The sequence below is a fragment of the Mycobacterium sp. AMU20-3851 genome, from assembly GCF_043974665.1.
GTDB lineage: Bacteria > Actinomycetota > Actinomycetes > Mycobacteriales > Mycobacteriaceae > Mycobacterium.
This window is the reverse complement of the sequence record NZ_CP146371.1, coordinates 4620012-4646267: the sequence shown is the minus strand read 5'-3', so window position 1 is coordinate 4646267 and position 26256 is coordinate 4620012. Positions and strand designations below refer to the sequence as shown.

At 68.3% G+C, this 26256-nt stretch carries 21 protein-coding genes and 1 pseudogene; 9 read left to right on the top strand and 13 right to left on the bottom strand.

From position 1 onward, the window contains the following. Window positions 1-43 precede the first annotated feature (43 nt). Window positions 44-1789, top strand: a complete 1746-nt coding sequence (locus V4U86_RS22140) for a GMC oxidoreductase (protein WP_395308043.1) — start codon at window positions 44-46, stop codon at window positions 1787-1789. On the opposite strand, the gene V4U86_RS22135 is transcribed toward V4U86_RS22140, so the two are convergent. Together V4U86_RS22135 and V4U86_RS22130 are read right to left on the bottom strand one after the other, a co-directional pair. Then, window positions 1773-4154, bottom strand: coding sequence for a glycoside hydrolase family 65 protein (locus V4U86_RS22135; RefSeq protein WP_395312163.1), 2382 nt, complete (start codon window positions 4152-4154; stop codon window positions 1773-1775). The genes V4U86_RS22140 and V4U86_RS22135 overlap by 17 nt on opposite strands. Before the next feature lie 8 nt (window positions 4155-4162). Next, the gene (locus V4U86_RS22130; RefSeq protein WP_395308042.1) at window positions 4163-4897 is read right to left on the bottom strand and encodes a beta-phosphoglucomutase family hydrolase; all 735 of its coding nucleotides are present in this window, start codon (window positions 4895-4897) and stop codon (window positions 4163-4165) included. A 340-nt stretch (window positions 4898-5237) separates the two neighbouring features. Between V4U86_RS22130 and V4U86_RS22125 the strand changes: the two genes are divergently transcribed. Genes V4U86_RS22125 through guaA form a run of 4 tightly spaced genes read left to right on the top strand, consistent with a single transcriptional unit; the run spans window position 5238 to window position 9920 of the window. Further along, window positions 5238-6503, top strand: a complete 1266-nt coding sequence (locus tag V4U86_RS22125) for a GTP cyclohydrolase II (protein WP_395308041.1) — start codon at window positions 5238-5240, stop codon at window positions 6501-6503. After that, window positions 6500-7699, top strand: a complete 1200-nt coding sequence (locus V4U86_RS22120) for a URC4/urg3 family protein (protein WP_395308040.1) — start codon at window positions 6500-6502, stop codon at window positions 7697-7699. Before V4U86_RS22125 ends, V4U86_RS22120 begins: the two co-directional genes overlap by 4 nt. A 15-nt stretch (window positions 7700-7714) precedes the next feature. Further along, complete coding sequence (gene upp / locus V4U86_RS22115; protein ID WP_395308039.1) at window positions 7715-8344, top strand: uracil phosphoribosyltransferase; 630 nt, start codon at window positions 7715-7717, stop codon at window positions 8342-8344. Window positions 8345-8360: 16 nt separating this feature from the next. Beyond that, window positions 8361-9920 (top strand): glutamine-hydrolyzing GMP synthase, encoded by a 1560-nt coding sequence (guaA, locus tag V4U86_RS22110; RefSeq protein WP_395308038.1) that lies wholly within the window; start codon window positions 8361-8363, stop codon window positions 9918-9920. A 26-nt stretch (window positions 9921-9946) separates the two neighbouring features. On the opposite strand, the gene V4U86_RS22105 is transcribed toward guaA, so the two are convergent. The 8 genes from V4U86_RS22105 to V4U86_RS22070 form a co-directional block, all read right to left on the bottom strand. After that, entirely contained in the window at window positions 9947-10852 is a 906-nt protein-coding gene (locus V4U86_RS22105) for a MerR family transcriptional regulator (RefSeq protein WP_395308037.1), read from the bottom strand. After that, window positions 10852-12342 carry a flavin-containing monooxygenase gene (locus V4U86_RS22100; protein WP_395308036.1) on the bottom strand — a complete coding sequence of 497 codons (1491 nt, stop codon included), beginning with the start codon at window positions 12340-12342 and terminating at the stop codon, window positions 10852-10854. The genes V4U86_RS22105 and V4U86_RS22100 overlap by 1 nt, the downstream gene beginning before the upstream one ends. Window position 12343: 1 nt before the next feature. Then, window positions 12344-13264: a ferritin-like domain-containing protein gene (locus V4U86_RS22095; RefSeq protein WP_395308035.1), complete on the bottom strand. Its 921-nt coding sequence runs from the start codon at window positions 13262-13264 to the stop codon at window positions 12344-12346. A gap of 2 nt (window positions 13265-13266) precedes the next feature. Beyond that, complete coding sequence (locus tag V4U86_RS22090; RefSeq protein ID WP_395308034.1) at window positions 13267-14118, bottom strand: SDR family NAD(P)-dependent oxidoreductase; 852 nt, start codon at window positions 14116-14118, stop codon at window positions 13267-13269. Continuing rightward, window positions 14115-15095, bottom strand: coding sequence for an alpha/beta hydrolase (locus V4U86_RS22085; RefSeq protein WP_395308033.1), 981 nt, complete (start codon window positions 15093-15095; stop codon window positions 14115-14117). The genes V4U86_RS22090 and V4U86_RS22085 overlap by 4 nt, the downstream gene beginning before the upstream one ends. Before the next feature lie 79 nt (window positions 15096-15174). Next, on the bottom strand, window positions 15175-17094 hold the full coding sequence (locus V4U86_RS22080; protein WP_395308032.1) for a zinc ribbon domain-containing protein: 1920 nt from the start codon (window positions 17092-17094) through the stop codon (window positions 15175-15177). Between the two features lie 31 nt (window positions 17095-17125). Beyond that, window positions 17126-18730, bottom strand: a complete 1605-nt coding sequence (locus V4U86_RS22075; protein ID WP_395308031.1) for a S53 family peptidase — start codon at window positions 18728-18730, stop codon at window positions 17126-17128. Between the two features lie 67 nt (window positions 18731-18797). Beyond that, on the bottom strand, window positions 18798-19043 hold the full coding sequence (locus V4U86_RS22070; protein WP_395308030.1) for a hypothetical protein: 246 nt from the start codon (window positions 19041-19043) through the stop codon (window positions 18798-18800). A gap of 286 nt (window positions 19044-19329) precedes the next feature. Between V4U86_RS22070 and V4U86_RS22065 the strand changes: the two genes are divergently transcribed. Further along, window positions 19330-20064 carry a hypothetical protein gene (locus V4U86_RS22065; RefSeq protein WP_395308029.1) on the top strand — a complete coding sequence of 245 codons (735 nt, stop codon included), beginning with the start codon at window positions 19330-19332 and terminating at the stop codon, window positions 20062-20064. A 2-nt stretch (window positions 20065-20066) separates the two neighbouring features. Further along, window positions 20067-21674 (top strand): DNA polymerase Y family protein, encoded by a 1608-nt coding sequence (locus V4U86_RS22060; RefSeq protein ID WP_395308028.1) that lies wholly within the window; start codon window positions 20067-20069, stop codon window positions 21672-21674. A 7-nt stretch (window positions 21675-21681) separates the two neighbouring features. Here V4U86_RS22060 and V4U86_RS22055 read toward each other — a convergent pair whose 3' ends face one another. Both V4U86_RS22055 and V4U86_RS22050 read right to left on the bottom strand, forming a co-directional pair. After that, window positions 21682-22671: a nucleoside hydrolase gene (locus tag V4U86_RS22055; RefSeq protein ID WP_395312162.1), complete on the bottom strand. Its 990-nt coding sequence runs from the start codon at window positions 22669-22671 to the stop codon at window positions 21682-21684. A gap of 81 nt (window positions 22672-22752) precedes the next feature. Beyond that, window positions 22753-24744 (bottom strand): SDR family oxidoreductase, encoded by a 1992-nt coding sequence (locus tag V4U86_RS22050; RefSeq protein WP_395308027.1) that lies wholly within the window; start codon window positions 24742-24744, stop codon window positions 22753-22755. Between the two features lie 190 nt (window positions 24745-24934). On the opposite strand from V4U86_RS22050, the gene V4U86_RS22045 reads away from it, so the two are divergent. Next, window positions 24935-25210 carry a helix-turn-helix domain-containing protein gene (locus V4U86_RS22045; RefSeq protein WP_395308026.1) on the top strand — a complete coding sequence of 92 codons (276 nt, stop codon included), beginning with the start codon at window positions 24935-24937 and terminating at the stop codon, window positions 25208-25210. A 58-nt stretch (window positions 25211-25268) separates the two neighbouring features. After that, window positions 25269-25529, top strand: a complete 261-nt coding sequence (locus V4U86_RS22040; RefSeq protein ID WP_395308025.1) for a helix-turn-helix domain-containing protein — start codon at window positions 25269-25271, stop codon at window positions 25527-25529. A 72-nt stretch (window positions 25530-25601) separates the two neighbouring features. Here the strand turns inward: V4U86_RS22040 and V4U86_RS22035 are convergent. After that, window positions 25602-26013: pseudogene (locus V4U86_RS22035) on the bottom strand (DDE-type integrase/transposase/recombinase); the annotation flags it as partial. Window positions 26014-26256 lie beyond the last annotated feature (243 nt).

The window sequence follows — 26256 nt, the reverse complement described above, 5'->3', positions numbered from 1 at the left end:
CTCCTGTCTAGAAGTTACCGACCGGTAGCGCCATACTGGGAGCATGCGGACTGACTCGACCACGCACTACGACGTTCTCATCGTCGGCTCGGGCTTCGGCGGCAGCGTCAGCGCCCTGCGGCTCACCGAGAAGGGCTACCGCGTCGGCGTGCTGGAAGCGGGCCGCCGGTTCTCCGACGAGGAGTTCGCCAAGACCTCGTGGAACCTGCGTAAGTTCCTGTGGGCCCCGCAGTTCGGCATGTACGGCATCCAGCGGATCCACCTGCTGCGCAATGTGATGATCCTGGCCGGCGCGGGCGTGGGCGGCGGATCGCTGAACTACGCCAACACCCTCTATGTGCCGCCGGAGCCGTTCTTCAACGACCCGCAGTGGAAGGGCATCACCGACTGGCAGGCCGAACTGCTGCCGCACTACGAACAGGCCAAGCGGATGCTCGGGGTGGTCACCAACCCGACGTTCACCGACGCCGACCGGATCATGAAGGAGGTCGCCGACGACATGGGCGTGGGCGACACCTTCGTGCCCACGCCGGTCGGGGTGTTCTTCGGTGAGGGCGAGAAGACCCCCGGCAAGACCGTGCCCGATCCGTACTTCGGCGGGGTCGGCCCGGCTCGCACCGGCTGCATCGAGTGCGGCGGCTGCATGACCGGCTGCCGCTACAACGCCAAGAACACCCTGCTGAAGAACTACCTGGGCCTCGCCGAATCCGCTGGTGCCCAAGTGCATCCGCTCACCTCCGTGCGCGAGTTCGAACAACGCCCGGACGGGGTGTGGGAGGTGCGCACGGTCCGCACCGGCGGCAAGCTGCGGCGCACCAGGAAGACCTTCACCGCCGACCACCTGATCCTGGCCGCGGGTACCTACGGCACCCAGAAGCTGCTCTTCCGGATGCGGGACAAGGGCATGCTGCCGGAGCTGTCGGATCGCCTCGGCGTGCTCACCCGCACCAACTCCGAGTCCATCGTGGGCGCCGGGCGGCTCACCGTGGGCGACGACCTCGACCTGACCCACGGCGTGGCGATCACCTCATCGATCCATCCCACCCCGGACACCCACGTCGAACCGGTGCGCTACGGCAAGGGCTCCAACGCGATGGGCCTGTTGCAGACGCTGATGACCGATGGCACCGGACCCGAAGGCACCGACGTGCCGCGCTGGCGGCAGCTGGTCGAGACCGCCCGCAACGACCCGCGCGGCACCCTGCGACTGCTCAACCCGCGGCGGTGGAGCGAGCGCACCATGATCGCGCTGGTCATGCAGCACCTGGACAATTCGATCACCACCTTCACCCGCAAGACCTGGTTCGGCTACCGGATGCTGGACAGCAAGCAGGGCCACGGACTGCCCAACCCGACCTGGATCCCGGCCGGTAACGAGGTCACCCGCCGGATCGCGGAGAAGATCGACGGGGTGGCCGGTGGCACCTGGGGCGAGCTGTTCAACATCCCGCTGACAGCGCACTTCCTCGGCGGCGCGGCCATCGGCGACAGCCCCGACACCGGCGTCATCGATCCTTACCACCGGGTGTACCGGTATCCGACGCTGCACGTCACCGACGGTGCGGCCATCTCGGCCAACCTCGGCGTCAACCCCTCGCTGTCCATCGCCGCGCAGGCCGAGCGGTCGGCCGCGCTGTGGCCGAACAAGGGCGAGGCGGATGCCCGTCCGGCGCAGGGCGAGCCGTATCAGCGGCTGTCGCCGGTCGCCCCGGTCCGCCCGGTGGTGCCCGCCGATGCGCCCGGCGCGCTGCGCCGGCTGCCGATCGAACCGGTCAGCTCGGCGGGGTAGGCCAGACCGGCCGGGTCGGCCGCCGACGCATCGGCTCGCGCCCGGGCGGCTGCGGAGGCGGGGGCAACAGCGGATGCCGGAGTTGCACCGGCACCGTGGTCGGCGCGTTGGTCCCGATGACGAGTTCCTCGCCGGCATGCCGGATCGTCAGCGCATGATCCGGCCCGTCCCGAACGGTGTAGGTGACCTGGTCGTGCTGGGCCTCCACGGTCACCCGGAAGTCCCGCCAGCGCAGCCGGAATCGCAGACACGCGATGCCATCGGGTAGGTGGGGATCCAGCGACAGCACCCCCTGGTCGTCACGCAACCCGCCGAAGCCGGCGACCAGCGCGGTCCAAGCGCCGGCCAGTGAAGCCATGTGCAACCCGTCGCGGGTGTTGTGGTGCAGATCCCGCAGATCGATCAGGGCCGCCTCGTAGGCGTAGTCGTGGGCCAGCTCCAGGTGGCCGACATCCGCGCACATGACCGCCTGGGTACAGGCCGACAGCGACGAGTCGCGGGTGGTGCGTCGCTCGTAGTAGTCGACATTGCGTGCCTTCTGTTCCGGGCTGAAGGAGTGGCTCTGCCACTGCATCGCCAACACCAGATCCGCCTGTTTGAGGACCTGGGCGGGGTAGAGCCGCACGTACGGTTCGTGCATCAGCAGCGGATAGGTGGTGTTGGCGGTGAAATCCCATTCGGCCAGCGTGGTGAATCCTTCACACTGCGGGTGGACGCCGAGCTCCTCGTCATAGGGGACGTGTGCGGCGTCGGCGGCATCGCGCCAGGCGGCGGTCTCCTCGGTGGTCACCCCGAGCTGATACGACGAGTCGGGATGGCGGGTGCACGCGTCGGCGGCCACCCGGAGATTGTGGGCGGCCATCAAATTGGTGAACACGTTGTCCCGCACCACCGCGGTGTACTCGTCCGGTCCGGTCACCCCGTCCAGATGCCAAACTCCGTGCCGGTCATGGTGGCCCAGGGACATCCACAGCCGGGCGGTCTCCACCAACACCTCGAGTCCGCATTCGATCTCCAGCGAATGATCGCCGGTGACACTGCGATAGCGCTCGAACGCCATTGCGATGTCGGCGTTGATGTGCCACGCGGCGGTGCCGGCCGGCCAGTAGGCCGAGCACTCCTCACCCCGGATGGTGCGCCACGGGAAACTGGCTCCCTGCAGGTCGAGCAGAGCCGCGCGTTCGCGCGCGAGATCCAGCGTGGACGCCCGCCAGCGCAACGCGTCCGCAGCGGCTTGCGGCACCGTGTACGTCAGCACCGGCAGCACGAAACCTTCACTGTCCCAGAAGGTGTGACCGTCGTAGCCGGTGCCGGTCAACCCCTTGCCTGCGATGGCGCGCCGCTCCGCACGGGCGCTTGCCTGCAGCACGTGGAACAACCCGAAACGCACCGCCTGCTGACAGTCCGGATCCCCTTCGACCTCGACATCGGCGCAGTCCCAGAACTCGTCGAGGTAGGCGCGTTGGGAGTCCAGCAGTCCCTGCCATCCGCTGTACCGTGCACCGGTGATGGCCGCGGCGGCCTGATCGCGCAACGCCGGCCGGGACCGCAGGCTCGACCACCCGTAACCCAGGTACTTGACCAGGCGCAGCCGCTGTCCCGGCCGCAGCCCGCAGATGACGGTGGTGCGGGCGATGTCCTCCCGGACGTCGGTGCTGACCTCGACCCGGCCCGGTACGTGCACATCGTGGTCCATCGCGGCGGCCATCATGAGCTCGCTGCCGCGGGTGCGGTGCACCAGCAACGCTCCATGATCGGCGCCCTCGTGGTGGACGGCTTCCAGGGGTTGCCGCAGCACCGCGGCGACGCGCGGGTCCTCGGAGGTCTCCGGGACGTCCTCGTTGGTGACGAGCTCCGATTGCACTGTCACCCGGACGAATTGGTCCAATGCCTCCACGACGTACTCGATGGCGGCCACGCCGCGGTGCGCCAGCGACACCAGCCGGGTGGAGGTGACGCGGATCTGCTTGCCCGCCGGCGAGCACCAGTGCGCGTGCCGGGTCACCGTGCCGGCCCGCAAGTCCAGCACACGCTCGTGGCCGATCAGATCGCCGTACCGGACATCGAAGGGCTCGTCGTCGACGAGCAGCCGCAGGATCTTGCCGTTGGTGACGTTGACGACGGTCTGGCCGGCCTCGGGATAACCGAACCCGGCCTCGGCGTAGGGCAACGAGCGAACCTCGAAAAAGCCGGCCAGATAGGTGCCGGGCAGACCGTAGGGTTCACCCTCGTCGAGATTGCCACGCAGTCCGATATGCCCGTTGGACAGTGCGAACAACGACTCCGACTGGGCCAGCAGCCCGAGATCGAGCCGAGTCTCCCGGATCTGCCAGGGTTCCACCGGGTAGGCGTCGTCGGTGATCATCATGGCGGCTACAGCAATTCGGCCAGATCAGAGACCACGGCGTCGGCCCCGGCGCGGCGCAGCTCATCGGCCTGGCCCACCCGGTCGACTCCCACCACGAATCCGAATTGCCCGGCCCGGCCCGCAGAGACCCCGGACAACGCATCTTCGAACACCGCGGCCTGCGTCGGCGGGACGCCGAGAAGCGCTGCAGCATGCAGGAATCCGGCCGGGGAGGGTTTGCCCGGTAGGTGTTCCTCGCGCAATGTGACGCCGTCCACCCGCTGCTCGAAGTACCCGGCCAGACCGGTCACCTCCAGCACCTGTCCGGTGTTCGAACTCGAGGACACCACCGCGCAGCGCAGTCCGGCGGCCGCCGCGGCGTCCAGGTACCGTCGAGACCCTTCGAACACCTCCACCCCGTCCGTTTCCAGCGTCGTGTGGAACCGCGCGTTCTTGGCGTTACCGAGTCCGTACACCGTTTCGGTATCGGGGCCGTCATCGGCGGTGCCGTCGGGCAACGTGATGCCCCGGCTGGCCAAGAAGGACCGGACGCCGTCCTCGCGCAGCTTGCCGTCGATGTGGCGCAGATAGTCCGAGTCCACGTCGAACGGCACGAACTCGGTGCCGGTGCGTTTTGCACGTTCGCGCAGGTAGTCGTCGAACATCGCCTTCCAGGCCTTCTTGTGCACGCTGGCGGTGTCGGTCAGCACACCGTCGAGGTCGAAAAGCCCGGCCTTCGTCTGGTCCGGCAAACCCAACATGTTCCCCTCCCGTGACCCGTCCGATAACCACGGGCCCCGGCTACCACTTCACCATGCAGGCGTCGGTGCGGGTGCCTACTTCGGCAATCGTTTCCCGATCCGATGCGGATTCACCTGCCGGCCGCACGCCCGGACCGTCCCGCCATCGGCTGCCGCGGGGCCCGGCACCGGTGACTTCGGCGGGTCCTCGCGGCCCGATCTGTCCGCCGAAGGTATTGGCCTTCAATGGCATTGGAGCGACGAGTCACGGTGCTCCGATGCCCGGCAGAGTCGGTTTCGCGCTGATACGATGCGGGTGACAACGGCGCCGGCGGCGCTCGCCCCCTGAGGAGGTGCCGACGTGGCATTCGATACCCCAGTGGGCGGACAGCGAGCAGCCCGGCACATCCGGCTCACCTCGCACAGCGCGGGAGCCAATGCGCCGGTCATCCACTGGGGCGCGGCCACCGCGGCCGAACGCGGCCCGGTGGTGGGGACCACCGGTAGTCGGGAGCACCGCAACGTCATCGGCACCCACAGCGGGTCCTACGGCGTGTACCGGGCGCTGGCGGTGGCCGCTGGCGCGCTGTCCCCGCAGCACCGGGCCGACCTGACCAACACCGCGCCGACCGACGTCATCGGCCCGCACCCGCAGTGGCGGGATCCGGCCGCCATCGTCAGCCTCGACCCGTGGGGTGCCGCCGTGGCAGACGTCTTCGCCGCGGAACTCGAGGCCGGCAGTGACATCCGGCCGACCATCGCCGTCACCAAGGCCCATGTGATGCTGCCCGAGGTCGCCACCGCGCTGCAGCAGGGTCGGCTGCGCCCCGACGGCAAGGTGCTGCTGGACAACGGGGCCGCGGTGGTGACGAAGGTGGCCGTGGAACCGGTCTGGCATCTGCCGGGCGTCGCGGCGAGATTCGGGTGCACCGAGGCCACGCTGCGCCGGGCGCTGTTCGAGGAGACCGGCGGTATGTATTCGGAACTGGTCACCCGCGGCGACCTGGAGGTGTTCCTGCCCCCGATCGGCGGCCAGACGGTCTACATCTTCGGCAACCCGCGCGATCTGGCCGACGCCGGTGTGGAACTGACGGCGCGGGTGCACGACGAGTGCAACGGTTCCGACGTCTTCGGCTCCGACATCTGCACCTGCCGGCCCTACCTGACCCACGCCATCGAGGAGTGCATCGCCGGCACCCAGCGCGGCGGGGTCGGGATGGTGGCGTACTCCCGCAAGGAGGGCCGGGCGCTGGGGGAGGTCACCAAGTTCCTGGTCTACAACGCCCGCAAGCGCCAGGCCGGGGGTGACACCGCCGACCAGTACTTCGCCCGCACCGAATGCGTTGCGGGCGTGCAAGATATGCGCTTCCAGGAGCTGATGCCCGACGTGCTGCACTGGCTGGGCATCACCCGGATCCACCGGTTGGTGTCGATGAGCAACATGAAGTACGACGCCATCACCGGCTCCGGTATCACCGTCGACGAACGCGTCAACATCCCCGACGAGCTCATCCCGGCCGACGCCAGGGTCGAGATCGACGCCAAGATGGCTGCCGGTTATTTCACCCCGGGGCCGGTGCCCGACGCCGAGGACCTGAAGAACACGGTGGGCCGGGGATTGGCGTGAACCCGGCGGCGACATTGCGCAGCACCGCCGAGATCCGGTCCCGCGCGAACCACCTGCTGGCCCGCGCCCGGGACGGCGCGTCGGCCTGGTTCACCGTGCACGATGACGCGATGGACGGGGCCGCCGCCGAGGTCGCCGAACTGACCGCCGCCAGATTCCCGGACCTCGACATCCCCTTCCACAGCCGTTGGCGGCACTTCGAGGCCGGCGGGGTGGACCGCAAAGGCGACCTCGACCGCCTGCTCGTCGACCTGGACCCGGCCGGGCAGGCCCGCGCGATGATCGATCTGGCCGTGGTCAGCGTGCTGCTCGACGCCGGCGCCGGACCGGACTGGACCTACCGCGAAACCGACACCGGACTGCAGTTCAGCCGTTCCGAGGGGCTCGGGGTGGCCAGCTGGCATGCGTTCACCGCCGGCGTGTTCTCCTCCGATCCGGCGCGCCCGCTGCAGGCCGACGCCGCGGGCCTGATCGGGCTGGACACCGCGCGGCTGGCCGGGCACCTGCAGCTGGGTCCGGACAACCCGCTGGTCGGCTTCGAGGGCCGCGCCGAGCTGTTGCGTCGGCTCGGCGCCGCGCTGGCCGCGCAGCCCGCGGTGTTCGGGATCCCGGGCCGGCCCGGGGGCCTGTTCGACCTGCTGGCCCCCGCGCCGACCGCCGATCACCTGCTGGGCGTCCTGCTGGCGGCGCTGTCGGGAATCTGGCCCGCGGGCAACACCATCGACGGCGAGCCGCTCGGCGACTGCTGGCCGCACCCCGCCGTGCCGGGGGCGGGGCGCACGCAGGGCTGGATGCCGTTCCACAAACTGTCCCAGTGGCTGACGTACTCCCTGCTCGAACCGTTCGGGTGGGCCGGTGCTCCGGTCGGTGGCACCGACGCGCTGACCGGGCTGCCCGAGTACCGCAACGGCGGACTGTTCCTGGACACCGGGGTACTGACGCTGCGCGACCCGGGCTGGGCCGAGCGCGGATGGACCCCGGCCGACGAACTGATCGTCGAGTGGCGTGCGTGCACGGTCGCGTTACTCGACGAACTCGCCGTGCTGGTGCGCCGGCGGCTCGGCGTCACCGCCGACCGGCTCCCCCTGGCGTGTGTGCTCGAGGGCGGCAGCTGGGCCGCCGGGCGGGCATCGGCGCAACGACTACGCGGCGGACTACCCCCGCTGACCGTCCACAGCGACGGCACCGTCTTCTAGAGAGGAGCTTGGAAGATGACGCCCGAAGTGCATGTGATCGAGCATCCGCTGGTTGTCCACAAGCTGAACACACTGCGTCGTAAAAGTGTGTCCACCAACAGTTTCCGGCGCCTCGTCAGCGAAGTATCGGCGCTGATGGCCTACGAGGTGCTGCGTGACATCCCGCTGCACGAAGAGGAGATCGAAACCCCGCTGGAGACCATGACCGCGAGGGTGATCGACGGTAAGAAGCTGGTGTTCGTCTCCATCCTGCGGGCCGGCGGCGGGATCCTGGACGGCATGCTGGGCCTGGTCCCCAGCGCCCGGGTCGGCCACATCGGGCTCTACCGTGACCCGCGGACCCACGTCGCGGTCGAGTACTACTTCAAGGTGCCGGGCGATCTGCACGAGCGCGACGTGGTGGTGGTCGACCCGATGCTGGCCACCGGGCACACCGCGGTCGCCGCGATCGACCGGCTCAAGGAGCACCACCCGCGCTCGATCAAGTTCGTCTGCCTGCTGGCCTGCCCGGAAGGACTGGCCGTGCTGCACGGAGCGCACCCCGACGTCCCGGTGTACACCGCGGCCGTCGACCGGGAACTCGACGAACACGGCTACATCGTTCCCGGCCTGGGTGACGCCGGGGACCGGCTCTTCGGTACCTGACGACTAGACTGTCCGGGTGGAACCAGCCGCTACTCGCCCCGTTCTCGTCATCGACTTCGGCGCCCAGTACGCCCAGTTGATCGCCCGACGCGTCCGCGAGGCGCGGGTGTTCTCCGAGGTTCTCCCGCACACCGCGACGGTGGAGGAGATCAAGGCGCGCGACCCGCAGGCGATCGTGCTGTCCGGCGGCCCGGCCAGCGTGTACGCCGAGGGTGCACCGCGGCTGGATCCGGCGCTGTTCGACCTGGAGGTGCCGGTCTTCGGTATCTGCTACGGCTTCCAGGCGATGGCACAGGCCCTCGGCGGGACCGTCGCGCACACCGGGACCAGCGAATACGGCCGTACCGAACTGAATGTCACCGGCGGCCAGCTGCATTCGGACCTGCCCGAGACCCAGCCGGTGTGGATGAGCCACGGTGACGCGGTCACCGAGGCCCCCGAAGGCTTCGAGGTGGTCGCGGCCAGCTCCGGCGCACCGGTGGCGGCCTTCGAGAACCGGGCCCGTCGGCTGGCCGGCGTGCAGTACCACCCGGAGGTACTGCATTCCCCGCACGGTCAGCAGGTGCTCAGCCGGTTCCTGCACGAGTTCGCCGGGATCGGCCCGGCCTGGACGCCGGCCAACATCGCCGACCAGCTGATCACCCAGGTGCGTGAACAGATCGGCGACGGCCGCGCGATCTGCGGACTCTCCGGCGGCGTGGACTCCGCGGTGGCCGCGGCGCTGGTGCAGCGCGCCATCGGGGACCGGCTGACCTGTGTGTTCGTCGACCACGGTCTGCTTCGCGCCGGGGAGCGCGCCCAGGTGGAGCGCGACTTCGTCGCGGCCACCGGCGCCAAGCTGGTCACCGTCGACGTGGCCGACCGCTTCCTGGAGGCTTTGAGCGGGGTGACCAACCCGGAGGGCAAACGCAAGATCATCGGCCGCGAGTTCATCCGCGCCTTCGAGGGGGCGGTGCGCGACGCACTCGGTGACGCCGAGGGCGAGGTCGAATTCCTGGTGCAGGGCACCCTGTATCCCGATGTCGTGGAGTCCGGCGGCGGTTCCGGCACGGCGAACATCAAGAGCCACCACAACGTCGGCGGCCTGCCCGACGACCTGAAGTTCAAACTCGTCGAACCGCTGCGCCTGCTGTTCAAGGACGAGGTGCGCGCGGTCGGGCGCGAACTGGGTCTGCCGGAGGAAATCGTTGGGCGCCAACCGTTCCCGGGTCCCGGTCTGGGCATCCGCATCGTCGGTGAGGTGACCGCGTCCCGGCTGGACACCCTGCGCCGCGCCGATGCGATCGCCCGCGAGGAGCTCACCTCCGCCGGCCTGGACCAGCAGATCTGGCAGTGCCCGGTGGTGCTGCTGGCCGATGTCCGCTCGGTCGGTGTGCAGGGCGACGGCCGTACCTACGGGCACCCGATCGTGCTGCGTCCGGTGTCCAGCGAGGACGCCATGACCGCGGACTGGACCCGGGTGCCCTACGAGGTGCTGGAGCGGATCTCGACCCGGATCACCAACGAGGTGCCCGAGGTCAACCGGGTCGTGCTGGACGTCACCAGCAAGCCGCCGGGCACGATCGAGTGGGAGTAGCCTGCTTCTCGGCGTCCAGCGCTGACTCAGCCCTCGGGCTCGGCTTCCTTGTCGATGAGGTCGCCGAGGATCTGGCCGACCGCCGACTCGATGGTCGACTCGATCGAGAACGCCAGCGTCGCCGACACCGCCGACACCGCCTGGGTGCGGAATCGCACCAGCGTGGTGAGCAATTCGGCGATCTCGGTATCCGGCGGCAGCGCAGCGCCGGGGTTGATCCGGTGCAGCACCTCCTCGATTCCGGCCTGTACCAGCAGCCCGCTGATCTGATCGACCAGCGGGGCGATCTGCTCGTGCAGGCCGATGAGTTTGTCGATGGACACCCCGTACTGGCGGATGTCGTTGAACGCCTCGATCAGCTTGGGGCGCACCACCACGGCCTCGTCGTCCTCGAGCTTGATCACGCCGAGCGCGACCAGGCGCTCGAAGCCCGGATCGTCGTCGAGGAGGCTTCGCGCATCGGCCGCGCTCATCCGTTCCGGCTTCTCGGTGGCCCAGCTGCCGACGATCGCCGATTCCAGACCGAGCAGCTCACCCACGCCCTTGCCCTGCTCCCAGGCCGAGAGCATCTCGTGCACGTGAGCGATGTTGTAACCGCGGTCCAGTAGCGAGGTGATCAGCCGCAGTCGGGTCAGATGGGTGTCGTTGAACAACGCGATGCGCCCCACCCGCAGTGGGGGATGCAGCAGGCCGCGGTCCCGGTAGACCCGGATGTTGCGGGTGGTGGTCCCGGCCAGCTGCGCCAACTCGTCGATGCGGTACTCGCCGGAGGCGGCGACGCCGTGCGGCTGCACGGCGGCGTCGAACAGCTGGGTGACCGCGTTCTCGACGACATCGCGGGAACTGCGGCGGATCTGGCGGGGGGCACGGCGCAACCCGGTGAGGATCGTGGAGATCGCGGCGGCCGACTGCCGGGGTGGCTTGGCCACCATCAGCCGGTGCGGGTTGTCGTGCGCGCCGCGCGCTCCACCGCCGTGTAGTCACCGAATCGGAAATCCCGCATCTGTCGAAGATACTGGGTCGCGAATCCGGGGTACATCGATGCGTTGAATCCGTCCGCGGTCAGATACCAGCTGGTGCAGCCGCTCATCCAGGTGGTCCTGCGCAGCCGGCGCTGCAGCGCGGCATTGTGGCGCTGCTGGACCTCGGCGCGGACGTCGAGATACCGCAGATCGTCCCGCAGGATGGTGCCGATCGCGTTGACGGCGTAGTCGATCTGGCCCTCCGAGTACACCAGCAGCGAATTGTGGCCCGGGCCGGAATTGGGCCCGGTCATCATGAACAGGTTCGGGTAGCCGTGCGCCTGAATGCTCTTGTACGCCTGGGCCCCGGCGGCCCACTCCTCGGCGAGCAGCCGTCCGCCCAGCCCGGAAACCGGGAACGGCGGGCCGGACAGGTGCACGTCGTAACCGGTGGCGAACACGATCGCGTCGAGGTGGTGTTCGATACCGTCGCTGGTGCGGATACCGACCGGGCTGATGGTGGCGATCGGCCAGTCGACGAGCTTGCAGTTGTCCTTCTGCAAGGCGGGGTAGTAGTCGCTGGAGATCAGCATGCGCTTGCAACCCGGGGTGAAATCCGGGGTGAGCTGGCGGCGCAACCACGGATCACTGACCTGGCTGTGCAGATGCGCCTTGCCCAGCCGGGCGACCAGGCCGGTCAGCGGTGTGTCCCAGACCAGTGCGGTGGCGGTGATCTCGTGGCCCCAGAAGAGCAACTGCCGGGCGAGGTCCTGGGTGGCCGGCACCTTGGCGAACAGGGCCTTGGCGGCCGGCGGGGTGGCGATGTCCAACCGTGGCATGACCCAGCCCGGGGTGCGCTGGAAGACCTTCACGAAACCGGCCTGCTTGACCAGTTCGGGCACGATCTGCACGGCACTGGCCCCGGTACCGATGACCGCGACCCGCTTGCCGGTGAAGTCGTAGTCGTGATCCCAACGGGCACTGTGGATCTTGTGACCCCGGTAGGTGTCCAGGCCGCGGATATCCGGAAACTTGTGGTCGGTGAGCGGTCCGGAGGCCAGCACCACGGTGCGGGCGCGCAGCTGTTTGTGACCGGCGGTCTCGACGGTCCAGACGCCGGCGGTCTCATTGAAGGACAGTCCGTTTACCTCGACACCGAATTGGATCCGGCGGCGTAGGTCGAAGTCGTCGACCATCTCCTCGATGTGTGCGCAGATCTCCCCGGCCGGCGAGTACGCCCGAGACCAGTTCGGGTTCTTCGCAAACGAGTACGAGTACAGCAGCGACGGGATATCGCAGGCCGCACCGGGATAGGTGTTGTCCCGCCAGGTGCCACCGACCCGGTCGCCTCGCTCGAGGATGACGAAGTCCTCGACGCCGGCCTCGACGAGTTTGATGGCGGTGCCGATGCCGCTGAACCCGGCACCGACGATGATCGTGTCGTGAACCTCGGGTGCCATCTCAGGCCGCCGGCTTGTAGGTAAGTTCCTTGAACCAGGACGGGATCGGTTTCAGCAGGGCCTTCGGCAGGTGATCCGATGCGGCCACCATCGGATTGGCCACCCAATGGTAAGGATTTCGGGCGTTGACAACCATCCGCGAATGCAGCTTCAGAATCTGGTAGGTCGGCACCTTCCAGGTGTGTTCGGCGCGGCCACCGAGGTCCTTGAACCGCATCATCGCCTTGTAGAGGCGTTCGGGTTCCAGGCCCATGTCGACGATGTTGTTGCGCATCCGGTTGAGCAGCGGGACGTAGATGATCATGCCGATGATCAGCCCGGGGGAGGCGACGCTGCCCACGAAATCGATGGCCAGCTTGCGGGCCTTGGCGTGACCGATCATGTTCAATACCTCGAAATCCACGGCGATGTGCCGGGATTCGTCATTGTTGATCTTCTCGAAGACCTGATGACAGACCGGGTCGTCGACCTCGTCGAGCAGGAACTTCAGCAGCGCGCCGTCCAGTGCCACCTCGAGCATCGGGATGACGGTCCCCAGCACCGACAGCGACATATCGTCGGCGTAGGTGTCCAGCCAGTCGATGGCCAGCCGGATGTTGACATTCGGTTCGGGCATCTCCCCGTCTTCGAGCATGCCCCAACGCTTCATCAGCGCCAGTTCGGCGTTCGCGTGCCGCTGCTCCTCGGCATGGAAGTAGCGGTAGATCTCGGCCAGCGTCGGGGTCGGCGCCTTCTTGGCCAGCGCGGCGAATCCACGGGCACCGACGTTCTCGATCCAGCACAGGTCGGCCATGAAAGCCTTGAGCTTGGGCCGGAATTCGTCACTGATGGTCTCCGCGCCGGGCGCATCCCAGTCGATATCGGCCAGCGCCCATTGCCGATCCTTGATCTTCGCCAGCATGACATCCATGTCGAGCGCCACGGTCAGACCTCCTGGGGTGCGGTGATGCGGGTGGTGAGGCCGACGGCACGGGTGTATACCGTCGGGGTGAAACGTTTGATGCCCCAGCCGATCCGGGCGTCGGGTTGGGGCATGCAGTACAGGCCGCCGCGGTCGTTGGTGTCCAGGCACATCCGGGCCACCCTCTGCGGGGAGAACCCGACCCAGCGCATCAGCTTGTCGGCCAGCTGATTCGACTGGTCGGTAATCCGGTCGGAATTGAGGATGTTCGTCTTGACGAAGGTCGGGCACAGCGCGGTGACGTTGATCCCGGTGCCGGCCAGTTCGGCGGCCAGGGTCTCCGACAGGGACAGGGTTCCGGCCTTGCTCACGTTGTAGGCGGCCATCCCGGGTGCGGCCCCGAACGCCGCCGCGGAGGCGACATTGATGATGCCGCGCGGCTGGTCGGTCTGCGCGGCGCGCAGGATCGGGGTGAAGACGTGGCAGCCGTGGATCGGGCCCCACAGGTTGACCCCGAGGACGAAGTTCCAGTCGTCCAGGCTGACCTCGCCGATCGGGGAGCCACCTGCCCCGACCCCGGCATTGTTGATGACCAGGGTAGGGGGGCCGGCGAACCAATCCTGGGCGGCGTCGGCGAGGGCCTGAACGTCGTCGATCTGCGAGACATCGCAGCGGACCGCGGTGGCCTTACCGCCGTTGTCGATGATGGCGGTCGCGGTGGCCTGCGCGCCAGCTTCATCGATGTCGCTGCAGACCACCCGACCGCCTCGGGCAGCGAGCTCGAGGGCGAATGCGGCGCCGATACCGCTGCCGGCGCCGGTGACGACGGCAGCGGCGCCCTTGCTCCTGCGGCGCGGGCCGGCGAACGGGTTCATCCGGCCACCTCGACAACCTGATTGCCCTGCAAGGCTTTTGAGATGAACGCGGTGGCCGTGCGCATGGCGGGTGCGGCTTCGGGGGTGAGTCTGGGCAGGGCCTGGAAGACATGCACCTGGTCTGGCCAGATCTGCAGCTCACTGTGCCCACCGGCGGCGCGGATCTGCGCGTCGAGGGTGCGGGCGTCGGCCTGCAGCATCTCGGCGCCACCCGCCTGGATCAGGGTGGGTGGCATCCGGCGGCCGCCGGAGACGTCGAGGGTCAGCCGGGGATGGTCGAGATCGGTCCCGGCGCAGTACAAACCGATGAGGCGCGCGGCGTCGGCGGCGCGGATCGCCGGATCGTCGCGCAGGGCCTCGCGGGCGCGGGCCAGCCCGAAGGTGAGATCGAACAGCGGGGAGAACAACGCCATGGCCGCCGGATGCGGGTTGTCGGGTTGCAGCAGCAGATCCACGGCCAGGTGCCCGCCGGCGGAATCCCCGGCGATCACCATCCGGTCCGGGTCGTGCCCGCAATCGGTACGCAACCAATCCCACCCCGCGCGCACATCGTCGGCCGCGGTGGGGAAGCGGTACTTCGGTGCCAGCCGGTAGTCGATGCAGAAGACCGGCATGCCGGTCAGTCGGGACAGCCAGGCGGTCAGCCTGCGGTGTGTGCGCGGCGAACACAGCGCGTACCCGCTGCCGTGAATGTAGTAGATGGCTGGTGAGTGGTCGGTTGCGCGAGCGCTGCGGACCCACTCGCCGACGACGCGGCGACCGTCGGCGAGCCTGACGTCCACCGGTTCGACCCGGGTGCCCGCCAGCGAGGGCCCGAAGGTGTCCATGACGCGCGCCACGATCTGCCGCGAGGCCCACAAGCCCCAGGCCTGCTCGGGCGGGAGCACCGCGCTGATCTGGCGCAGAGTGGCGTGGCTGACGCCGGCGGCGCCCCGGGAACGCAGGGATCCCCGCGCGGGCAGGGTCGGTTCGGGCATGCGGACCTCCGTTATCGGAATGTCCGAGGAGTACACCCCCAATGGTGACATTTGTCAATGTCACCATTGGTCGCTGCGACTATCGCGGCGGGTCGCCGCGCCAGCTGAAGCTGTTGACGTACTTACCCATGTCCAACGCCAGCTGCAGGTTGGCGGCCGACGGCTTGCCGGAACCGAAGTCCGGGCCGAAGGCACGGTACGGGCCGACGGCCGCGGCCACCAGGGCCAGGTCGTTCTTGACGGCGACCATCACCATGACGCGCATCCGGGTGGAACTGCTCATCGCGCCCTGCGGCCACAGGTCGGCCACCAGCCCGTAGCCGGGTTGGTAACCGACCATGGTGTTCGGGATCTCGTAGGCGGTCTTGGTGTCCGGGTAGGTCCTGTTCACCAGATCGACGGCGATCTCTCGTGGGCTGCGCCCCTCGGCCGGCTGGCTGAACAACTGCATCGTGCCGCCGTCGCCGGCCTGCAGCACGGCGGTGACGCCGTTGTCGTGTTTGGCGACCTCGTAGGCCGCGCCCGCCACCGGGTAGGACACCGAGAAGGCGCCGTCGGTCGAGGTGAAGCGCGGATTGATCTCCACGGCGCGGCTCATCGGCGGGCTGCCGCAGTCCGGCGGGCAGATGTACTTGGGCGCGGGCTTGGAGATCGCCCCGGACAGCGCGACCAGACCGCCGGCCAACACCACGATGGCGATACCCAGGACCAGCGCCACGTGGCGGAAGGAGGTCTTGGGCGGTTGCAGTGTCTCGAACGTGCCAGAGTGCAACGAATAACCGGGCGCCAACCCGACGACGATCTCCCCCGACGCGGGCTCTTCGGCGAGCCGGATCGGGCGGTCCTCACGGCGGGTGCGCCGGGACCGGCGTGAGGATGCGTGCATGGCCGCACCGCAATTCGCGCAGAACGGTGCATCGGGCACCACGTGGTCGCACTCCAGGCACAGGATCGGTTCGTCGGTGCGGATCTCGTCCTGCGCCTCGTGCAGCAAGGCCAGGTGCAGGCCGATCCGCAGGGCGAACAACGCCAACCCGGTCAGCGTCAGGTGCAGGACCAGCTGGAGCAGCTGGGGGAGTTGGGCGACGTCGACCACACCCAGTGCGGCGTACACCGCGATCACCACGAGTGCGATCAGGATGAGGACCCCGCGGACGAACCCGCGGTTCTTGAGAACCTTCGACGGCGGCCGGGTGAACCACAGCGCGGTACCGATCAATCCACCGACGGCAGCGGCGGTCAGCGGCATGGCGATTCCGCGGATCCCCGCCTCCACGAGCAGACCGTCCAGCGGTCGCACCCGGTTGATCATCCCGGTGGTGAACTGCGGCGCCAACCGGGTCAGGGTGGCCGCTGCGGTGAAGGTCAGGGCGCCCAGCGCGCCGATCGCGTAGCCGTCCAGGGATTCCCGATTTCCCCGCCACGCGAACCTGGCCACCAGTGCGGGTACCAGCATGAGCATCATGCTGCCCACCGGCACCCCGATCCCGTCGCGCAGGATCCGGCCGCCGGCGATACCGGCGCCCAGTGGGACACCGTAGGCACGCGCCAGTGCCGCGCCGGTGAGCAGCACCCACCCGACGCCGAGGATGATCCCGAGCGTCACCGTCAGGGCCAGGGTGCTGCGCGGAATATCCCGGGACACACCGGATTCGCGGAGGTACAGGGCGAACAGCAGCGGAAGGCCGAGGGAGGCGATCGCGATCAGCGCCGCGGGCATCCGCAGGACCGTGGCCACCGTCAGGGCGGCCGCCAGCAGGCCCAGCCCCATCAGGAAGACCTTGCGTGATCGCGGCGGCAGATGCGGGAACAGCGAACTGGTCAGCGCGGGGGAGAGCAGACGCTGACCGGGCGCGGCGCTGAAGGCGCGGGCGCGCAGCCAGTGCGGGCCGTCGCCGCTCTTGTGCTCGGCCAGTGGCACGCCGCAGAGCCCGCAGTACTCGCCTGCGGGAACATCGATCTGGCAGACCTGGCATTCGACCATGCCCGGAGCGCTCATCGGTGTTCTCGCTTCTTCGCGCAAGCGCTCATCAGGCCTGCACCTGCTGTGCGATCTGGAGGTTGCGCACCAGATTGTCGACGTCCGGGGTGCCCAGTCCGGTGACCAGGTCGTAGCCCGGACCGGCGTTGTCGACGGCGTTGCCGCCCAACGTGACGTCGCGGAAGGCGGGCCGCGGTGCGCCCTGGGCGATGCGGTAGAGCAATGGGTTGATGTCGCCGATCAAGCTGCCGTTGTTCTCCAGCAGGTACTGGTTCATCACGGCGGTCAGGGCGGCCCAGATGGGCGCCGACTGTGAGGTGCCGCCGCCGACGACCATCTGGTCGTTGAGGACGATCTTCACACCGGTGAACGGGTCGGCCACCGCAGCGATGTCCGGTGTCATGCGCTTGCCGATATTGCGCTGGGGCGGGACCGCACCGGCCGCGAGACGCTGCCAGGGCGGCAGATCGAACAGTGCGGAGACACCACCACCGGTGCCCTGGGACAGTGGGACGTCGAACCAGGTCTGCTCGGACACCCATCTCCCGTCGGCGTCGGTGGACAGGGTGGTGCCGCCGACGCTGGTCATCTCGGGTAGGGAGGCGATCGAGTCCAGCCCGATGTCATCTGTGCTCGGCGGTGACGACCAGTCTTGTCCGCCACGGCATTCCATACCGGCCAGGTCGCCGCTGGCGTTGTAGGCGGTGGTGCCGTGCGACTGGGCGGTGCGCAGCGCGGACCGGACCGGGGCCAGATCGGCGGCGGTGATGAGTTTGTCGCAGCCCCAGCCGATGGAGAAACTCCACACCGCACCGGGGAATCGGCGGTCGGTGTCCTCGAGCATCTCGCCGATCTTGCGGTAGCCGCCGCCACCTTCGACGGTGGGGCGGGCGTTCACCACGATCTTGCGCGCATCGGGGGCAATGGCATGTGCCACTTGAAGATCCATCGAGAGTTCGCCGCGCGGCTCGCCGGGCGACCCGCCGACGACCTCCGGGGTGAACTGCGGAAGCCCGTAGGTGGAGCTGAACTTGTCCAGGTCGGACTGGTGGAAACCGTCGAAGGCGAAGATCACGATGTCGATGCCCTTGCCGGTGAATCCGGCCCGGGCCAGATCGTCGGCGTTGTAGGTGTTCAGTAACGCGCTGGGGGACAGCCCCTGGTCGGGGACATCGAGGGGGATGTGGTCGGGCCGGGACATGTGATGGGGTGTGTAACTGAGGATCCGGCCCATCTCGGACACCTCGGCACGCAGGTGCTCGGGCACCGCCGGCTGATGCGGTGAAGCGTAGAAGAGCTGTCCCCGGCGTCCTCGGTAGTCGCGCACGGAGACATCGAATGCCCGCTCGACGGCATCGGGTGAACCTTCGACGATGACCCAGTCGTCACCGGGACGCCACTGGACCGACAGCGATTGGTCACGGGCCCAATCCATCAGTGCGGTGGGGCGCGATTCATCGGTGAGGGTGGCGGTGAGCTCGATGCTCTGTTCGCGGGCGGGTCCGAGGTCGGTGGACGCGCCCAGCAGCGAGGCGAAGGGACCCTCGATGAGTTTGTCGTCGGGGTGGTGGTCACCGAGGGAGAGATCGACGGCGAGTAGCCCTGCTCCGATGAGGAGCAGGGCGGTCAGGGAGCGGGCGAGCACCGTTTTCATGGCTGTGCTGCGAACGAAGGGCGGGTCCGAATGGCATCCGGACCCGCCCCGTTCATGATGGTTGCGCTCAGTCGTTCTGCTGCGGGTCGAAGGTCTGCTGAGGCGCGGTCACCGGCGGGGTGAAGACGCCGCCACCGGGGTTGATCGACTTCTCGGTCGGCGTCAGCGTGGGCTCCGTGGTGGTGGTCGTCGTGGTGGGCGACTCTTCGGGCTTGTCGCTGTCGGTGCTGCACGCTGCGGTGAAGCCGATCATCGCGAGGATGGCGGCACCGCCCACCGCTGCCGAGATGCGACGACTCAGTTGTGATGCCATGTTCGGTCCTTTACTCGTATCTGTGAGGTGAATCGTCGGTCTGCGCGATGGTTCGCGAAAACCGTGTGCAGCAGTCCCATTCGGAGATCGGGATCTGGTGTCAGAGACTGTAACGCAGCGCCTGTATCAGTGCATTCCCTTCTCGCGGACCTTGATCAACGGACGCGCGGCGCCGATCTGGGCGGTCCGGTCACCGCTTGACTGTCGGGGCCGGCGCGGTGTTTACTCGAGGCATCGAACAGGTGTTCGAATATGGACTGTTTCCGATGATGCTGGAGGTGCTGCTGTGGTGGCGGCAATGGACCTGGAGAAGCATCGGAAAGAGCGCGCTGAACAGGTAGAACAGCTCCGTCGAAGGATAGCCGAAGTCTCCGGGAGAATGGCGACCCCGGATGTGCGCAGGGTATCCGGAGATACCCTGCAATCCGTCCCGGAGAGTTTGCTGAAAACCTCGGAGCGGCCGTTCAATGCCGCCGTCGAGGAGTTGCCGGAGCCCGAGGTCCCCGGCCCGCTTCCGCAGCTGTTGCCCAGGGGGACGGTGGCGGTGTTGTCCGGGGCCCGGTCGCTGGCCCTGCGGATGGTGGCCGCCGCCACCGCCGAGGGCGGGCACGTGGCGATCGTCGGGCAGCCCGATGTCGGTCTGATGGCGGCCGTCGAGATGGGAGCGGACCTGAGCCGGGTCGCGGTGATTCCGTACCCGGGTTCGGATCCGGTCGAGGTGGCCGCGGTTCTGCTGGACGGCCTGGACCTGGTGGTGCTGGGGCTGGGGGGTCGCTCGGTGCCGATGAGCAGGGCGCGGGCGGTGACCGCGCGCGCACGGCAGAAGGGGTGCACCCTGCTGGTCACCGGCGGGGAATGGCACGGAGCCTCGGCACGGCTGGACGCCCGGGTCTGCGGGTACGAGATGGTCGGCGCCGGTGACGTGGCCGTCCCCGGACGAGGCCGGATCGGTCGGGTCCGGGTGGACACCCGGACCAGGAGCCGGATCCCCGGACGGCCGCGCCTTGCAGCCGGTGGTTGACGATGTCCCGGGTACTCGCGCTCTGGTGCATGGACTGGCCCGCGGTCGCCGCGGCTGCTGCCGCGGGGTTACCCGCCACCGATCCGGTGGCTGTCACCCTGGCCAACCGGGTCATCGCCTGCTCGGCGGCGGCCAGGGCGGTCGGGGTCCGGCGCGGGTTGCGTCGCCGCGAGGCGCAGGCCCGTTGTCCGCAACTGCATGTCGTCACCGCCGATCCGGCGCGCGACGCCCGTCACTTCGAGGCGGTGACATCGGCGGTGGACGACGTGGTGCCGCGGGTGGAGGTGCTGCGCCCCGGCCTGCTCGTGGTCGCGGTCCGCGGGGCGGCGCGCTACTTCGGGTCCGAACACACCGCCGCCGAACGGCTGGTGGATGCGGTGGCCGCGGCAGGGGCCGAATGTCAGACCGGTATCGCCGATCAGTTGCCCACCGCGGTCTTCGCGGCCAGGGCCGGATGCATCGTCGAGCCGGGGCAGGATGCGTCCTTCCTGTCCGGGTTGTCCATCCGGCAGCTGGCCGCCGAGCCCAGTCTCGCCGGGGCGGGGCGAGAGGAGCTGGCAGATCTGTTGTGGCGGATGGGTATCCGCACCCTCGGGCAGTTCGCCGAATTGTCGCGAACCGATGTTGCGTCCCGGTTCGGCGCGGACGCGATCAGCGCTCATCGGTTCGCATGCGGCGAACCCGACCGCGGACCGTCCGGACGGGATCAACCCGTCGAGTTGGATGCCGTGCTGGACTGCGACCCGCCGATCGATCGGGTGGATGCGGCGGCCTTCGCCGGCCGGTCCCTGGCCAGGGAACTGCACCGCCGGCTGGAGGGGGCCGGGGTGGGTTGCACCCGGCTGGCCATCTCGGCCGTCACCGCCAATGGTGAAGAAATGGACCGGGTTTGGCGGTGCGCAGAACCCTTGACCGAGGATGCCACCGCCGACCGGGTACGGTGGCAACTGGACGGCTGGCTGACTCGGCGGGCTGGAGCGCAGCGACTCGGGGAATCGGATCGGCGGCGTGACGACCGTCCGACGGCTCCCATCGTCACCCTGCGACTGCTTCCGGTGGAGGTGGTCTCGGCCGGGGCGCTGCAGCTTCCGCTGTGGGGATCTTCCGGCGATGACGATCGGTTACGGGCCCGCCGGGCCCTGGTGCGGGTGCAGGGGCTGCTCGGGCCAGAGGCGGTCCAGGTGCCGGTGCTCAGCGGCGGGCGGGGCCCGGCGGAACGGATCACCTTCACCGCGCTGGGGGACGAGCCGGTCCCACAGTCCGACCCGACCCAGCCCTGGCCCGGACAGTTGCCCGAGCCGTCGCCGGTCGTATTGCTCGACGATCCGGTGGAAGTGCTTGATGCCGAAGGGAAACCGGTACGGGTGACACACCGGGGCATGTTCTCCTCGGATCCGGTGCGGCTGGAATCATCGGGGCACGGCGGTGACCTGAGCTGGTGGACCGGGCCCTGGCCGGTCGATGAACGGTGGTGGGACCCGGAACGCAAGCCGGTGGGCCGGACCGCACGGGCCCAGGTGCTCGTCGAAGGAAAGGACACCGGGGCCGGTCGCGCCATGCTGCTGTGCTACCGGCAGAGCCGCTGGTATGTGGAGGGCATCTACGAGTAGTCCGCGTTCAGGTCAAACGGCGGGCGAACGGGCCGACCCGCTCGATGAACCGGTCGAAGAACGCCGTCGGATCCACCCCGATACCGATGCGCGCGTTGTGATCCCGGCCCCAGTGCCCGCGCCAGTCGGCGACCGTCATCCCGCGGGTCAGGGTGCCGGTCAGCTCGACATCGACGGTCGCCTGCTGGTACTGCACGAGATCGGGGTCCAGGGCGACGGCCGCGGCCAGCGGGTCGTGCAGGTGCGCGAGATAGCCCTCGCCCTGGTCGAAATGGAATTCGAAGTAGAAGCGCAGCGCATCCTCGAGCACCGCGATCAGCGGGTTGGACGCCGTCGAACGGGTGCCCCGCTCGTCGAGCACGCTCAGCTGCGCGGAGTCCGAACCCGCTGCGGCAGCCAGCCGGCGGAGGATCGACGGAGTTATCGCCACATTCTCGGTGAGATTGAGCCCCAACACGATCGGCAGGTGTGTCGGCGCATGCAGACCCCACGCCGCACCCCAGACGGCGAATACCTCGGCTGCGGCCTCCGGGTCGACGTGGGTGTTCCACTCCGCGACCGCGGTGGTGTTGCCGCGGTAGTCGAACGCACCGCCCATGATCACCAGCCGGCGCAGCAGCCGGGGCAGGGCGGGCTCCACGCGCAGCGCCAAGGCCAGGTTGGTCAGCGGGCCGGTGGCCAAGCCGATGAGCTCTCCCGGATGCTCGCGGGCGGCGGTGACCCAGGCGTGGGCGGCGTCATACGAGGTGAGTGAGCGGTCGGTATGCGGCAGCCGGGCGTAGCCCAGCCCCTCGGGCCCGTGGGTGTCCTCGGCGGTGCGCAACGGAATGCTCAGCGGGGCCGCCGCACCCAGGGACACCGGGATGTCATCGGCCCCGAACAATTCGAGTAACCCCAGGTTGTTGACCGCCACCTGAGCGGCGGGCACGTTGCCCGCGGTCGACGCGATGCCCACAACCTGCGCGTCCGGGCTGGCGAACAGATACGCCAGCGCCATCGCATCGTCCACTCCGGTGTCTACATCGGCGAACACCGGTAGCGGTCGGTCAATCACCCTGCCCACGATAGGGCGGGGCGATCACCAGTGCACACCCGGAATCGTCCGCACGGCGCGTTTGAGCGGCCGGGGGACACGTACCGAACGGGTCGCGCGGGCCGGTCGCCGCGGTCGGCGTTGCGGCGAACCGGCGTCGGGGACCGTCTCGCCGCGTGCGGCCGCCGAATCCGGGTAGCCCAGGTACAGCTGATGCAGCACCCGGCGGGACAACCGCGGCGTGAAGTACGTGCCCAGATCCGCCAGCGTGCCCAGCGGGGTGTCGATCCGGGCGGGCTTGTCGACCAACCCGCGCACCACCATCGCCGCGGCATGCTCGGCGGAGATCGGCGGCACCGGGTTGAGCCGGCGCGACGGTGTGATCATCGGGGTACTCACCAGCGGCATATGGATGTTGGTGAAGGTGATGTGATCCGACAACGTCTCCGTCCCGACCACTTCGGAGAACGCATCCAGCGCCGCCTTGGTCGGCAGATAGGCGCTGTATTTGGGGCTGTTGGCCTGCACGCCGGCGCTGGACACGTTGACCACATGGCCGAACCGGCGTTCCCGCCAGTGCGGCAGCAGCGCGAGCACCATCCGGACCGCGCCGAAGTAGTTCACGGCCATCACCCGTTCGTAGTCGTGCAGCCGGTCGGTGGACGCGGCCACCGACCGGCGGATGGACCGGCCGGCGTTGTTGACCAGGTAATCGACATGGCCGAACCGGCCCAGGATGTCCTTCACCGTATGGTCGACGGACCCGGAATCGGTGACGTCACAGGTGAATGCGTGCGCATCGCCGCCCGCGGCGCGGATCTCGGCGATCAACTCATCGAGCGCGTCGCCGTTGCGGGCCAGCGCGAACACCGTGGCGCCACGCCGTGCGACGGCGAGCGCTGAGGCCCGCCCGATACCGCTGGAGGCGCCGGTGATGATCACGTGCTTGCCGACCAGCGGGCCGGTCGGGTCATCGCGCCGCGCCCGGTCGGGGTCCAGGTGTTCGGCCCAGTAGCGCCACAGTCTTCCTGCGTAGGAACCGAACTCGGGCACCTCGATCCCGGTCCCGGCCAGCGCAGCCGCGGTCCGGTCCGCGGTGAACGTCGGTGCCAGGTCGACCACATCGAGGATCTCGGCGGGCAGGCCCAGCTGGGTGGCTGCCATGTTGCGCAACACTCTGGTCCGGCCGGTGGCCTTCAGCACCGGGGCCACGGCGGCCCCGGGTATCGGCACACTCAGCGGGGGCAGCCCGGCTTCCTTGGCGACGCCACGGTAGATGCCCTGCAGGCCAATGGCTTTCGGAGCGGTGAGATGGAACGTCTGCCCGTCGGCGCCGTCGGCGTGCATGAGGTGGACCAGCGCCTGGACCACGAAATCCACCGGCACGATATTGGTGCGCCCGGCGTCGGGCACTGCCATCGGGGTCACCCGCGGCAGCACCGCCAGTTTGGACAGCACGCCGAAGAAGTAGTACGGCCCGTCCACCTTGTCCATCTCACCGGTGCGCGAATCCCCGACCACGACACCGGGACGGTAGATCCGGTACCGCAGCCCGGCGCTTGAGCGCACCAACTGCTCGGCCTCGAACTTGGTCCGGTGGTACGGACTCGGCAGGTTCTGGGCCACGTCGAAATCGTCCTCGGTGTACTGCCCGGGAAAATCGCCGGCCACCGCGATCGAGGACAGATGGTGCAGGGTCGCGCCGAGCCGCCGAGTCAGCCCGATCACGGCCCGGGTGCCCTCGACGTTGGCGGCGCGCTGCGCCTGCTCGGGGGCGGTCATGTCATAGATCGCGGCGCTGTGCACTACGTGGTCGACGGTGCCGAGCTCGGCGGTGTCCACGCCCAGCCCGGGTTCAGACAGGTCGCCGACCAGCGGTTTCACCCGCGGGCCCCAGTCGCGAGCGAGGCGCTCGAAGCGTTCCAGGGACTCGCGCCGGACCAGCACCGACACTTGTGCGTCCGGATGTTCGGTCAGGATCCGGGTCACCACACGTCTGCCAATAAACCCGGTACCGCCGGTAACGACATAGTGCATGTGGTCATGGTGGTCCCCGGGTGGGGAAAGGTCAACTGTAGATTCTCAGAACCAGTGTCATATTCTCGCGATGGCTGTCATGTCGATTTCATATATGACACGAATCTGAGACAACTTCGCTGCGGGTGCCTGGTGTGAAAGGGGTTGGCCGCTCGGTCAAATGCCCTACTAGTAGGGCTACGATCGATGGGTGAACGAAGTCAACGAAGGCGAAACGGACCCCTCTACGGGATCCGGGCGCGCGGGAGTTTCGGAGCGCCGACGTCGTTACGTCGGATCGCGCATTACCCACCTGCGCGAGGATCGCGGACTCAGTCTGGAGGACCTAGGCCGGCGGGTCGGGCTGCTGGCCGGCGTCATGAAGGCTGTCGAAAGTGGTAGACGCGGAGTCACCTTTGAGTGCTTGATCGATATCGCCAACGAGCTCGGTGTGACTGCTTCCGAACTCATCGAGGGCATGGAATAGCAGTCCAGGCGTGATGGACATTGCCGTTAAGTCGTGCCGTGCCTGATAACTTAAGGACGTGCCGACCCGCCCCAGCCAGGACGATCCCAAACGTGTGAAAGTTTGGGAGAAGCGGCGGCGTGCAGTAGGTGCTCGCATCGTCGAACTACGCATCGAAAGAGGGCTGACGCAAGAGCAACTCTCGCTCAAGTCTGGCGTCTCCAGGAACATCATCATCGATGTTGAATTCGGCCGACGTGGGCTCCTGTACGAGCGCCTTGGGGACTTGGCGAAGGCGCTGGGTGTGACGGCTTCCGACTTGCTGGAGGGGATCAAATAGTGCAGTCCGGCACATCAATCGCTGTCTGATCCAGGGACTGCCCCGGGTTTGGTGGTGTCGCCATACTTGGTTTCAGGCCGCGGTTGCGACTGGTGTGTGGAGCAGTTCGAACTCTATCGGGGTGAGTCTGCCGAGGGCGCGTTGACGCCGGCAGCGGTGGTAGGTCCGCTCGATCCACGTGACGATGGCCAGGCGTAGCTCGGCCCGGGTGGACCATCGTTTTCGGTTGAGCACATTGCGTTGCAGCAGGGCGAAGAACGACTCCATGGCTGCGTTGTCTCCGCAGGCGCCGACGCGGCCCATCGATCCGTGTAATCCGTTGTACAACAGCGCGTGGACAAACTTCGCGATCGGAACTGACTACCTCTGTCGGAGTGGACGACCGTCTCGACCGGTGAGCGCACGCCACGGCGTGATCCAGGGCGGCAACCGCGAGTGAGGACTTCATTCGTGAGTCGATTGAGTAGCCATTGATCCGGTCGGATGGTCCAAGGCAAACGAGAGTTGTCACCGGGTTACGGCGGTGAGCCTAGCGGGTCCTTGCGTGACTACCTACGGCCCCGCAGGTCACGTCATGGTGTCGGGTTCCGGAGGGTCTGGGCGGCTCAGACTCTGTTTCACGTGATGCCGGGTTGGCCGGTGTTCAATTTCTTGCCCGAAGCCCGAGGTTCGACGGACCGAATTGGCAAATTTCTCCGAGCCTACGCCCGGGACGTGCCGCCTGTTG

Coding starts and splice junctions, on each gene's coding strand:
- V4U86_RS22140 (WP_395308043.1), top strand. CDS start 44: ATGCGGACTGACTCGACCACGCACTACGACGTTCTCATCGTCGGCTCG.
- V4U86_RS22135 (WP_395312163.1), bottom strand. CDS start 4,154: ATGATCACCGACGACGCCTACCCGGTGGAACCCTGGCAGATCCGGGAG.
- V4U86_RS22130 (WP_395308042.1), bottom strand. CDS start 4,897: ATGTTGGGTTTGCCGGACCAGACGAAGGCCGGGCTTTTCGACCTCGAC.
- upp (WP_395308039.1), top strand. CDS start 7,715: ATGACGCCCGAAGTGCATGTGATCGAGCATCCGCTGGTTGTCCACAAG.
- V4U86_RS22105 (WP_395308037.1), bottom strand. CDS start 10,852: ATGGTGGCCAAGCCACCCCGGCAGTCGGCCGCCGCGATCTCCACGATC.
- V4U86_RS22100 (WP_395308036.1), bottom strand. CDS start 12,342: ATGGCACCCGAGGTTCACGACACGATCATCGTCGGTGCCGGGTTCAGC.
- V4U86_RS22090 (WP_395308034.1), bottom strand. CDS start 14,118: ATGAACCCGTTCGCCGGCCCGCGCCGCAGGAGCAAGGGCGCCGCTGCC.
- V4U86_RS22085 (WP_395308033.1), bottom strand. CDS start 15,095: ATGCCCGAACCGACCCTGCCCGCGCGGGGATCCCTGCGTTCCCGGGGC.
- V4U86_RS22080 (WP_395308032.1), bottom strand. CDS start 17,094: ATGAGCGCTCCGGGCATGGTCGAATGCCAGGTCTGCCAGATCGATGTT.
- V4U86_RS22075 (WP_395308031.1), bottom strand. CDS start 18,730: ATGAAAACGGTGCTCGCCCGCTCCCTGACCGCCCTGCTCCTCATCGGA.
- V4U86_RS22070 (WP_395308030.1), bottom strand. CDS start 19,043: ATGGCATCACAACTGAGTCGTCGCATCTCGGCAGCGGTGGGCGGTGCC.
- V4U86_RS22060 (WP_395308028.1), top strand. CDS start 20,067: ATGTCCCGGGTACTCGCGCTCTGGTGCATGGACTGGCCCGCGGTCGCC.
- V4U86_RS22055 (WP_395312162.1), bottom strand. CDS start 22,671: ATGGCGCTGGCGTATCTGTTCGCCAGCCCGGACGCGCAGGTTGTGGGC.
- V4U86_RS22050 (WP_395308027.1), bottom strand. CDS start 24,744: ATGCACTATGTCGTTACCGGCGGTACCGGGTTTATTGGCAGACGTGTG.